The organism is Pseudomonas sp. LBUM1652 (genome assembly GCF_059716105.1).
Window position 1 is genome coordinate 5,389,718 of sequence record NZ_CP166804.1, and the last position, 11,091, is coordinate 5,400,808.

Annotated in this window: 11 protein-coding genes and 4 tRNA genes; 6 read left to right on the forward strand and 9 right to left on the reverse strand. The window is 58.8% G+C overall.

Annotated features, from left to right (window positions below; all coding sequences use genetic code 11):
• Nucleotide 1: 1 nt before the first annotated feature.
• Complete coding sequence (locus ACA069_RS24305; protein WP_401268471.1) at nt 2-691, reverse strand: energy-coupling factor ABC transporter permease; 690 nt, start codon at nt 689-691, stop codon at nt 2-4.
• Nucleotides 688-1,137 carry an FAD/FMN-containing dehydrogenase gene (locus tag ACA069_RS24310; protein WP_222944172.1) on the reverse strand — a complete coding sequence of 150 codons (450 nt, stop codon included), beginning with the start codon at nt 1,135-1,137 and terminating at the stop codon, nt 688-690. Before ACA069_RS24310 ends, ACA069_RS24305 begins: the two co-directional genes overlap by 4 nt.
• A 148-nt stretch (nt 1,138-1,285) precedes the next feature.
• Between ACA069_RS24310 and ACA069_RS24315 the strand changes: the two genes are divergently transcribed.
• The 5 genes from ACA069_RS24315 to ACA069_RS24335 all read left to right on the forward strand — a co-directional run bounded on the left by ACA069_RS24315 (nt 1,286) and on the right by ACA069_RS24335 (nt 4,661).
• Nucleotides 1,286-1,912: a DUF1780 domain-containing protein gene (locus ACA069_RS24315; RefSeq protein ID WP_003228301.1), complete on the forward strand. Its 627-nt coding sequence runs from the start codon at nt 1,286-1,288 to the stop codon at nt 1,910-1,912.
• On the forward strand, nt 1,909-2,436 hold the full coding sequence (locus ACA069_RS24320) for an MOSC domain-containing protein (protein ID WP_489881339.1): 528 nt from the start codon (nt 1,909-1,911) through the stop codon (nt 2,434-2,436). Before ACA069_RS24315 ends, ACA069_RS24320 begins: the two co-directional genes overlap by 4 nt.
• Nucleotides 2,437-2,487: 51 nt before the next feature.
• Nucleotides 2,488-2,661, forward strand: coding sequence for a DUF3094 family protein (locus ACA069_RS24325; RefSeq protein ID WP_003228304.1), 174 nt, complete (start codon nt 2,488-2,490; stop codon nt 2,659-2,661).
• A 63-nt stretch (nt 2,662-2,724) separates the two neighbouring features.
• Complete coding sequence (locus ACA069_RS24330; RefSeq protein ID WP_489881338.1) at nt 2,725-4,023, forward strand: NAD(P)/FAD-dependent oxidoreductase; 1,299 nt, start codon at nt 2,725-2,727, stop codon at nt 4,021-4,023.
• A 230-nt stretch (nt 4,024-4,253) separates the two neighbouring features.
• Nucleotides 4,254-4,661, forward strand: a complete 408-nt coding sequence (locus ACA069_RS24335; RefSeq protein WP_187679219.1) for an HvfA family oxazolone/thioamide-modified RiPP metallophore — start codon at nt 4,254-4,256, stop codon at nt 4,659-4,661.
• Nucleotides 4,662-4,783: 122 nt separating this feature from the next.
• Here the strand turns inward: ACA069_RS24335 and ACA069_RS24340 are convergent.
• The 7 genes from ACA069_RS24340 to rluD form a co-directional block, all read right to left on the reverse strand.
• Nucleotides 4,784-4,860, reverse strand: a tRNA-Pro gene (locus ACA069_RS24340).
• A gap of 97 nt (nt 4,861-4,957) precedes the next feature.
• A tRNA-Lys gene (locus tag ACA069_RS24345) sits at nt 4,958-5,033 on the reverse strand.
• A 5-nt stretch (nt 5,034-5,038) separates the two neighbouring features.
• Nucleotides 5,039-5,115, reverse strand: a tRNA-Pro gene (locus ACA069_RS24350).
• A 9-nt stretch (nt 5,116-5,124) separates the two neighbouring features.
• A tRNA-Asn gene (locus tag ACA069_RS24355) sits at nt 5,125-5,200 on the reverse strand.
• 295 nt (nt 5,201-5,495) lie between these two features.
• Nucleotides 5,496-8,060: an ATP-dependent chaperone ClpB gene (gene clpB / locus ACA069_RS24360; RefSeq protein WP_401268480.1), complete on the reverse strand. Its 2,565-nt coding sequence runs from the start codon at nt 8,058-8,060 to the stop codon at nt 5,496-5,498.
• A 129-nt stretch (nt 8,061-8,189) separates the two neighbouring features.
• On the reverse strand, nt 8,190-8,912 hold the full coding sequence (gene pgeF, locus ACA069_RS24365) for a peptidoglycan editing factor PgeF (protein ID WP_497615375.1): 723 nt from the start codon (nt 8,910-8,912) through the stop codon (nt 8,190-8,192).
• A complete protein-coding gene (rluD, locus tag ACA069_RS24370; RefSeq protein ID WP_401268484.1) occupies nt 8,909-9,871 on the reverse strand; it encodes a 23S rRNA pseudouridine(1911/1915/1917) synthase RluD in 963 nt (320 codons plus the stop codon). The genes pgeF and rluD overlap by 4 nt, the downstream gene beginning before the upstream one ends.
• A 151-nt stretch (nt 9,872-10,022) precedes the next feature.
• Between rluD and ACA069_RS24375 the strand changes: the two genes are divergently transcribed.
• A complete protein-coding gene (locus ACA069_RS24375; protein ID WP_187679215.1) occupies nt 10,023-11,039 on the forward strand; it encodes an outer membrane protein assembly factor BamD in 1,017 nt (338 codons plus the stop codon).
• The last annotated feature ends 52 nt before the right edge of the window (nt 11,040-11,091 follow it).

Consider the following 11,091-nt stretch of genomic DNA (forward strand, 5'->3'; position numbering starts at 1 on the left):
ATCAAGACTTCGGATCGTCGTCCTTCCACGGCGCCGAAAGGTAGCGCGTGCGATTGAAGGTCTCCAGCCACTCAGGGCTGAACACCACCAGCGCACTGATCACCACACCGTTGATGAATGCCTCGGGAAAAATGATCAGCCACAGGTAGCCGATGAAGTCTTCCAGCCACTCCGGCATGGCAAAGAGGCCGTCGTACCAGAGCAGCGTCAGGCTCAACAGCAGGCACATCAACGCCGACAGCGCAGCCGCCAGAAACCCGGAACAGAAGATATACACAAATGGATTGCGCGGCTGAGCGCGCTCGACGAGGATCGCCACGCATTCGGTAATCAGCACCGGCAGCAGAATAAACAAAGCGCCATTGACCCCAAGCGCCGCGAGATCCTGACGCCCGAGCAGCACCAGGCCGATCTGAGCAATCAACCCGCCGACAATCGCCAGCGGCCAGTCCAGCAGCAACGTCACGGCCGTCATGCCGATGAAGTGATAAGACACACCGGTGTCGAAATCCCTGCGCACCAGCCACAACAGAAACAACGCGAACACTGTGCCGAACAACAAGTGCTGACGGCGGATGTCGCTGAACAACTCGACCCAAGGTGCGCGAAAGATCGCCCAGAGCAGCACCGGCAGATAAATCAGCCAGCCCACTGCCAGGCTTTCAGTCGACAGCACCTCGACACCGATCATGGCCGCGCCTTCTCCAGTGCCTCGCGCAGTTGGGTAGCGTTGGCGTACTCATGCTGTTCGAGCAGCCGACCGTCCTTCAATTGCAGCCACAACACCTGCCCTTCTGCGCCGGGATAGCGCGACGCGACCCGGCCCTCACGGTCGAGCATGACCCGGTAGCTGTAGTCCCGCATGGCGGGCACGGCGAACATTTTGGCGATCAGCGCCGGCATGCGCTGGATGTCCGCAACGAACACCGCGTGGCGCGCCTCCAGATAGCCCTTGGGCTGATCTTTCATGGCTTCCTTGATCAGCTTGGCGCCATCCATGTCCCGCGCCACCAACAGCGTCGTAGTGCTGTTATCGAGCGTGTAGGCCTGATCGTACTGATCCAGCAGCGTCCAGGGGGCAAGTCGCTCGCCGTTTTCGAGGGCGTGGGCCCACAGCGGGACAAGAGCAAACACCATTAGCCAGCGAAATTTCACGATAAGTCCCCTTGGTTTGACGTAATGACTCGGCTGTATTGAGTCTACACCGCCATTCTCGACTGCCCACTGACGCACTTTGCCACGCAAGGCTTTCTGCTTGTCGCATTTGAACGCTAAGCTTGGGCCTATGGATGACTCAGATTATTTACGCCTGCTGACCATCGCGGCCGAGCAGGCCAACGCGTTCCTGTCCAATGCCCGCAAATGGGAGCGTGAGCGTTGGGTCTGCCAGCGCCTGCTGCAAGGCCTGAACATTCCCTACCGCGCCGACGAGTTCGCCCCTGCCGGCGAGCCACCGGACGTGCTGTTTCGTGATGCCAACTTCGAAGTGTTCTTCGTTCTCGACGAAGGCCGCCGACTCAACGACGAATGGCGCGACGAATTGCAGCGGCGACGCAGTGCGTTCTCCCTCAGCCAACTGGTGCGCCGCGAAGCCAAGCCGCGCCGGATTCCGGCCAATGAATTCCTGCTCAGACTGGCGCCGACCTTGCGCAAGAAAGCCCACAACTACAAAGAGCGTGGCATGGATCTGGGCGAACTGGATATCATCGCCTTCGCCAGCCTCAAGCGCGAAGTGCTGGATCTGAACAGCCACTTTCCACCACCGACCGAATATTTGCGTCAGGGCTGGCGCTCGCTGTCCCTTGTCGGCCCGACATTCGCCCGCGTGCTGTTCGCCCACCCCGATGCACCGGACTTTCTACGTAGCAACCTTGGAAGAAGCATCGTGTTTGATGTTGGAATCAGCCTGTGACGCCGCTTCAGCAATTGATCGCCGATGTTCCGCAAACCGGCCGAGTGCGCTGGATTGGCGTGCGTCCCGAATCCCGTGGGCCAATGATCGAACTCGATGCTGTGGAAGCGCGGCTGGAAGCCGGACTGACTGGCGATCACGCCCGCCCCGGCGTGCGCAACGCGCGGCAGGTGACGCTGATCCAGTTTGAACACCTCGCGGTGATCAGCGCGCTGATGGGCCGCCCGGCCGATCAACCGGTCAAACCTGAAGATCTGCGGCGCAATCTCGTTATCAGTGGGATCAACCTGTTCAGCCTCAAGGGTCGGCGCTTTCGCATCGGTCAGGCAATTTTCGAGACCACCGGCTGGTGTCAGCCTTGCGCCCGCCTGCAAAACAACCTCGGCCCCGGCACTTTCCAAGCGGTGCGCGGGCATGGCGGAATCACCGCACGGGTGTTACAAAGCGGGATCATTCGCCTCGACGACGGTGTGTCTGTCGAACCGGTTCCGGACAGCGGCTATGCTGCGTTCAACCCCGGTTGAAAACCACTGTAGCTTCTGCACATTCAGCAACGTCTACCTGACGAGGCCTTTATGACCAGCCGCCTGAACCCCGAAGACCAAAAGCATGTCGAAGAGTACCTGCAATTGTCCCAACACCGTGTCGAGCGCCGGCCTTTCCGGCCGTGGATGCTCCTGGTGCTGGTGCTGGCAGTGACCATTGGTCTGGGCCTGTTGAGCCGACTTATAAGTTATCTGACGCTATGAGCTGCCTGGCGCTCGCGAAGGTAACCGCACCGATTTCCTTTAAAAACCTTGCGAGTTATCCCTATGTCCCATCGTATTGTTATTGTCGGCGGCGGCGCCGGCGGTCTGGAGTTGGCTACCCGTCTGGGTAAGACTCTGGGCAAGCGCGGCACGGCCAGTGTGATGCTGGTCGACGCGAACCTGACGCACATCTGGAAACCGCTGTTGCATGAAGTGGCCGCCGGATCGCTGAACTCTTCCGAAGACGAACTCAACTATGTTGCCCAGGCCAAATGGAACCACTTCGAGTTCCAGTTGGGGCGCATGAGCGGGCTTGATCGTGCCGCGAAGAAAATTCAGCTAGCCGCCACCTACGACGAAAACGGCGTGGAACTGGTGCCGGCCCGCGAAGTGGCCTATGACTCGCTGGTGATCAGCGTCGGCAGCACCACCAACGATTTCGGCACCCAGGGTGCGGCGCAGCACTGCCTTTTCCTCGACACCCGCAAACAGGCCGAGCGCTTCCACCAGCAACTGCTCAACCACTATCTGCGTGCGCACGCCGGGCAAACCGATGTGGTCGAACAGATCAGCGTGGCGATCGTCGGCGCCGGCGCCACGGGCGTCGAACTGGCGGCAGAACTGCATAACGCCGCCCATGAGCTGGCGGCTTACGGTCTGGACCGGATCAAACCGGAAAACATGCACATCACCCTGATCGAAGCCGGGCCACGGGTGCTGCCGGCCCTGCCGGAGCGTATCAGCGGGCCGGTACACAAGACTCTGGAGAAACTCGGGGTCAACGTGATGACCAATGCGTCGGTGAGCGAAGTTACCGCCGACAGCCTGATTACCGCCGACGGCAACGAGATCAAAGCCAGCCTGAAAGTCTGGGCGGCCGGCATTCGTGCACCGGGTTTCCTCAAGGACATCGACGGCCTGGAAACCAACCGCATCAATCAACTGCAAGTTTTGCCGACGCTGCAAACCACCCGGGACGAAAACATTTTCGCCTTCGGTGACTGCGCCGCGTGCCCGCAACCGGGTTCGGATCGCAACGTGCCGCCACGTGCGCAAGCTGCACACCAACAGGCATCCTTGCTGGCCAAATCGCTGAAGCTGCGCATCGAAGGCAAGACTCTGCCGGAGTACAAGTACACCGACTACGGCTCGCTGATTTCGCTGTCGCGTTTTTCGGCTGTGGGTAACTTGATGGGCAACCTGACCGGCAGCGTGATGCTTGAAGGCTGGCTGGCGCGGATGTTTTACGTGTCGCTGTATCGCATGCACCAAATGGCACTGTACGGGCCATTCCGCACGGCGATGTTGATGCTCGGTAGCAAGATTGGTCGCGGGACTGAGCCGCGTCTGAAGCTGCATTGATGTAAGAACTGTGGGAGCGAGCAAGCTCGCGCCCACAGTGTTTCATGTTGATTGGGAGATATGTGTCTGACTGTATCTCCGCCCCACCTTCCCCACCTTCGCTTACAAACTCCCCCGCTCCACGACACAGTCGCGATACACCGCCACCGCCTAATGGCCTCACCCGAGCACCTCTGCTCCGGATGTCGTCCTTAACGTGTGGTTGCACTGTGCAACCGTAGGAGAATGTAATGTCCCGTACTTCGACTCTCGGTAAAAAATCCATTGGCCTGATCGGCGCCGCACTGGCGGGTGGTCTGATGCTGTCCGGCTCGGTGTTTGCCGCCCAGCCACTGGCCCAGGGCTATATGGTTGCCTCGGCAGAAACATCGGTAAAGACACCGGAAGGCAAATGCGGTGAAGGCAAGTGTGGCGATGCGTCGATGGCCAAGACCGACTCCGATGGCGACGGCAAGGTTTCCCGTGCCGAATTCCTCAAAGTCGCGCCGAAATCTGATTTCGACAAGATTGACACCAACCATGACGGTTTCATCGACGAGCAAGAGGCCTACAACAACGTGAAGGCCAACTTCGAAGCCAATGGCAAGAAGATGCCCAAGGGCCTGTTCGAGCATCTGAAAGATCAAGACGGCGTCTGATTCGCTGAAAGCAAAAAGCCGCGCCCTCCCTGAAGGAGGCGCGGCTTTTTTACGTCTGGTGCCAGGCCCTGACCGCCAGACAAAAAAAATCCCCGTATCTTTCGATACGAGGATTTTTAATATGGTCGGGGTAAGGGGATTCGAACTCCTGACATCCTGCTCCCAAAGCAGGCGCGCTACCGGACTGCGCTATACCCCGGTAAAAAAAAGGCGACCTTTCAAAGATCGCCTTCTTCGATCAGCGCTTTTGGCCTCTGATCTTAAGATTCGATCCCAGTGCAAACTGGTTTCAAAAATGGTGGGTCGTGTGGGATTCGAACCTACGACCAATTGGTTAAAAGCCAACTGCTCTACCAACTGAGCTAACGACCCAAAAATGGTCGGGGTAAGGGGATTCGAACTCCTGACATCCTGCTCCCAAAGCAGGCGCGCTACCGGACTGCGCTATACCCCGGTTTGAAATTGGCTCCGTGACCAGGACTCGAACCTGGGACCCAATGATTAACAGTCATTTGCTCTACCGACTGAGCTATCACGGAACTACATATTTCAATTTACAACGGTGAAACTTACAGCTCTTAGACTCTGTTCGCATCGCTGCGTTCGTGTGTCTGAGGCGCGCTATTCTACAACCTAGATCACCTCTGTCAACCCCCTAAATTGCTTTCAAGTTAATGATTTGCAACTTATTTCAGATTCCTGCTCAGTGAGCTGAAACCTTGTGGGTGACTGACTGCGGGGCGCACTTTACAAGCCTTTTCCTTTGAGTTCAACAGCCTGGCGAAAAAAAGGCCTCGCAATGCGAGGCCTTCCCTATTTCATTGACGCTGCGGCTCAGTTGAAAACGATTTCGTCGTTCACAACGGCACCGGTCGCCGTCGCGCCGGGCAGGAAATGCCCCGACAGGATCAACTGCGCCAGCGGGTTTTCGATCCAGCGCTGGATCGCCCGTTTCAAAGGACGAGCGCCATAGACCGGGTCGTAACCGACAGCAATCAACTTGTCCATCGCTTCCGGGCTCAGCTCCAGCTTAAGCTCACGCTCGGCCAGACGACTGCGCAGACGGCCCAACTGGATCTCGGTAATGCCCGCGATCTGATCCCGCGCCAGAGGCTCGAAGATCACCACTTCGTCGACCCGGTTGATGAACTCCGGCCGGAAGTGCGACGTCAGCGCATCCATTACAGCTGCACGCTGGGCTTCACGGTCACCGACCAGTTCCTGGATCTGCGACGAACCGAGGTTCGAGGTCATGACGATCACAGTGTTGCGGAAGTCCACCGTACGGCCGTGGCTGTCGGTCAGACGCCCGTCCTCAAGCACTTGCAGCAGAATGTTGAACACATCCGGATGCGCCTTCTCGACTTCGTCCAGCAGGATCACCGAGTAAGGCTTGCGCCGAACCGCCTCGGTCAGATAACCGCCCTCTTCGTAACCGACGTATCCCGGTGGCGCACCGATCAAACGAGCCACGGAATGTTTCTCCATGAACTCGGACATGTCGATCCGCACCATCGCCTCTTCAGTATCAAAGAGGAATTCGGCCAGCGCCTTGCACAGCTCGGTTTTACCGACACCGGTAGGGCCGAGGAACATGAACGAGCCACTTGGACGATTCGGGTCAGACAGCCCGGCGCGGGAACGCCGCACCGCGTTGGCCACCGCCACTACCGCTTCGTCCTGACCGATCACACGTTGGTGCAGCAGGCTTTCCATCTTCATCAGCTTGTCGCGCTCGCCTTCGAGCATTTTCGACACCGGTATGCCTGTCCACTTCGACACAACTTCGGCGATCTCTTCTTCAGTCACCTTGCTGCGCAGCAACTGGTTTTCGCTCTTGCCGTGCTGGTCGACCATTTGCAGGCTGCGCTCCAGATCCGGGATCACCCCATACTGCAACTCGGCCATGCGGTTCAGATCACCTTTACGGCGTGCGGCTTCCAGTTCCTGACGGGACTGTTCGATCTTCTGCTGAATCTGCGCAGAACCCTGTACCTCGGCTTTTTCCGAGTTCCAGATTTCTTCCAGATCCGAATACTCACGCTCAAGACGAACGATTTCTTCCTGGAGTTTTTCCAGACGCTTCATCGCCGCTTCATCGCTTTCTTTCTTCAGCGCCTGTGATTCGACCTTCAACTGAATCAGGCGACGCTCAAGACGATCAAGCACTTCCGGCTTGGAGTCGATCTCCATGCGGATACGGCTGGCAGCCTCGTCGATCAGGTCGATGGCCTTGTCTGGCAACTGCCGATCAGTGATGTAACGATGGCTGAGCTTGGCCGCCGCGATGATCGCGCCGTCAGTGATCGCAACTTTGTGGTGGACCTCGTAACGCTCCTTGAGGCCACGCAGGATCGCGATGGTGTCTTCTTCACTCGGCTCATCCACCAGCACTTTCTGGAAGCGCCGCTCAAGTGCCGCGTCCTTCTCTATATATTGGCGGTACTCGTTGAGTGTGGTCGCGCCGACACAGTGCAACTCGCCACGCGCCAGCGCTGGCTTGAGCATATTGCCGGCATCCATCGAGCCTTCGCCCTTGCCCGCGCCGACCATCGTGTGCAGTTCGTCGATGAACAGAATGATCTGCCCTTCCTGCTTCGACAGCTCATTGAGCAGCGATTTCAGGCGTTCTTCGAACTCACCGCGGTACTTGGCACCCGCAATCAGCGCACCCATATCCAGCGACAGCAGACGCTTACCCTTGAGGCCGTCCGGCACTTCGCCGTTGATGATGCGCTGGGCCAGACCCTCGGCAATCGCGGTTTTACCCACGCCAGGCTCACCGATCAGCACCGGGTTGTTCTTGGTGCGGCGTTGCAGAACCTGAATGGTGCGACGAATTTCGTCGTCACGCCCGATCACCGGATCGAGCTTGCCGTCTTCGGCACGCTTGGTCAGGTCGACGGTGTACTTGTCCAACGCCTGACGCGACTCTTCGTGGTTGGCATCATTGACGGCGTCGCCACCGCGCAGGTTGTTGATCGCGTTTTCCAGGGCCTTTTTGCTCACGCCTTGGCCGAGCAGCAACTTGCCGAGCTTGCTGTTTTCGTCCATCGCGGCGAGCAGCACCAGTTCGCTGGAGATGAACTGGTCGCCCTTCTGCTGGGCCAGACGGTCAGCCTGATTGAGCAGGCGCGCCAGATCCTGCGACATGTTGACGTCGCCGGTGGGGTTCTGGATTTTCGGTAATTGATCGAGCTCTTTGGTCAGCTCTTTTCGCAAGCTGTTGACGTCAAAACCCACTTGCATCAGCAGGGGTTTGATCGAACCACCCTGCTGTTCAAGCATGGCCTGCATCAAGTGCGCCGGCTCAATGGCCGGATGATCGTGGCCGACAGCCAACGATTGGGCGTCGGATAATGCCAACTGTAATTTACTGGTTAAACGGTCTATACGCATGGGTCACCTTCCTTTTGAGCAGGCCGGACCTAAAACCATCCTGAATAAAGAAACCTGCCAGATACCACAGTAGATGCGGTCGATTCTGCGAGATTCAAGCGGCGGAGAGTTGATGCAGGTCAGGCAAGTCTAGCGGGTCAGCCAGATCAGGGAGGCGAACCGACCAGTGCGAGATGCACGGCGGTAAGAAAAGAAGCGCGGATCGGTCACGGTGCAGAAACCGCCACCGTAAACCGCTGTGACACCACGCGCTGCCAGTCGCAGGCGCGCCAGCAAATAGATGTCAGCCATGAACTTGCCAGCATTGTGGCTCGGCACGAAGGCGCTTGCCGCTTCGGGCAATTGATTGATGAAGACTTCCCGAACTTCCGGGCCGACTTCAAAGGCTTGTGGGCCGATGGCTGGGCCGAGCCAGACCAGAACCTCTTGCGCCGGGACATCGAGCGTGTCGAGTGTGGCTTCGAGGACGCCCGCCGCCAGACCACGCCAACCGGCATGGGCCGCTGCAACGCGGGTACCGGCACGGTCGCAGAACAACGCCGGCAAGCAATCTGCCGTCATTGCAGCGCAGGCAATTCCAGGAGTGGCAGTCCAACTGGCGTCGGCAGTCGCAACAACGGCAGGATCCGCATGCGCCACGGCAATGCCGTGGACTTGCTGCAACCAGGCAGGCTTTATAGAGAAGTGATCAGTCAAACGCCGACGGTTCTCGGCAACAGCCTCGGGACGATCATCAACATGATCGCCCAGGTTGAGGCTGTCGAACGGCGCCTCGCTGACACCACCCTCACGGGTGGTGACACAGGCCCTGACGCTGGCCGGCGCAGGCCAGTCCGGCGTCAGCCAGTTCATCCGATGAAGGCCTCGCGATCCTGCTTTAGCAGGGTCAGCAGCCAGACGAAGTCTTCCGGCAACGGAGATTCCCAGCTCATGCGCTCACCGCTCGTCGGATGATCCAACTCAAGGAAACGCGCATGCAGAGCCTGTCGCGGGAAGTTCTTGAGGGTTTCGACCATGTTCAGGTTCGCAGCAGGCGGAATGCGGAAACGACCGCCGTACGCCGGATCGCCGACCAACGGGAAGTTGATGTGCGCCATGTGAACACGGATCTGGTGGGTACGACCGGTTTCCAGTTTCACCCGTACATGGGTGTGGGAACGGAAACGCTCCAGCACGCGGTAGTGGCTGACGGCAGGCTTGCCGCCTTCCATCACTGCCATGCGCTGACGCTGCTGGCCGTGACGGCCGATCGGGGCGTTGATCTTGCCACCGGCGGTCACCACGCCGATCACGATGCACTCGTAGATCCGGCTCACGCTGCGACTCTGCAATTGAGTCACAAGCTTTGTCTGCGCCTGAATGGTCTTGGCTACCACCATCAAACCGGTGGTGTCCTTGTCCAGACGATGCACGATACCGGCGCGCGGGACATTGATAATGTCCGGCACGTGGTGCAGCAAGGCGTTGAGCAAGGTGCCATCGGCGTGACCGGCAGCCGGATGCACCACCAGGCCCGCAGGCTTGTTGATCACCAGAATGTCGTCATCTTCATAGACGATGTCGAGCTCGATGTCCTGGGCGATCCACTCGCCCTGGGCTTCCTGCTCGGCAGTCAGCTCAAGGATGGCACCGCCATGCACGATGTCGCGCGGGCGGATGACCGTCCCGTCCACAGTCAGGCGACCTTCTTTGATCCAGGCGGAAAGGCGCGAGCGTGAGTGCTCAGCGAAGAGTTGGGCGGCGACTTGATCGAGGCGTTGGCCGCCCAATTCGGACGGCACCTCTGCGCGAAGTTCAATTTTATCGGACATGCTCTGACTGGGCGTCGGCACAGCTTTTGGTTTCGGCTGCGCGCTTGTGGTTAAATACGGCGTCTTTTGCCCCGAGGCTTTTCAACGGGGCGCTCATCATAACAGGACGGCCCCGCCCAAGACAGCGGCCGTCATAGGGACGCAAGCCGCCATGCAAGTGAAACACCTGCTGCTGATCGCCATCCTCGCATTGACCGCTGCTTGCTCATCGAAGGAAGTCGTAGACGAAAACCTCAGCGAAGCCGAGCTGTATCAGCAGGCTCAGACTGACCTGGACAACAATAGCTACACCAGCGCCACAGCCAAGCTGAAGGCTCTGGAGTCGCGTTATCCGTTCGGTCGCTACGCCGATCAGGCACAGCTGGAGCTGATCTACGCCAACTATAAAAACGCCGAACCGGAAGCTGCAAAGTCCGCCGCCGAGCGTTTCATTCGTTTGCATCCGCAGCACCCGAACGTGGATTACGCGTATTACTTGAAAGGTCTGACTTCCTTCGACCAGGACGTCGGCCTGCTGGCGCGCTTCCTGCCGCTGGACATGACCAAGCGTGACCCGGGCGCTGCCCGCGACTCCTACAACGAGTTCGCCCAGCTGACCAGCCGCTATCCGAACAGCCGCTACGCGCCGGACGCCAAGCAGCGCATGATTTACCTGCGCAACCTGCTGGCGGCCTACGAAATCCACGTGGCCGACTATTACCTGACCCGTCAGGCGTACGTTGCCGCTGCCAACCGTGGTCGTTATGTCGTGGAAAACTTCCAGGAAACCCCATCGGTCGGTGACGGCCTGGCGGTGATGACCGAAGCCTATCAGCGTCTGCACCTGGACGAACTGGCGGCCAGCAGCCTGGAAACCCTGAAGCTCAACTACCCGAACCACCCTAGCCTGCAAGATGGCCAGTTCGTGCCAAGGGTTGCCGAAGCCGACAACCGTTCGTTCCTGAGCAAGGCAACTTTGGGTCTGATCGAATCGCGTCCACCGCTGCCGCCGGGAGAGACCCGCGCCAACCAGGACGTGCAGAAGCAGTTCCAGGACGCGAAAGACGCGATCCCGAACGAGCTGAAGCCTAAAGACGAGAACGGTGACGTGATCGAAGAGCCGGAGCCAGAGTCGAGCGACACCGACCGTTCCTGGTTCAGCTACATGACTTTCGGCGTGTTCGACTGATCACACCGGATGCACAGAAAAGGGAGATCTTCGGATCTCCCTTTTTCATGAC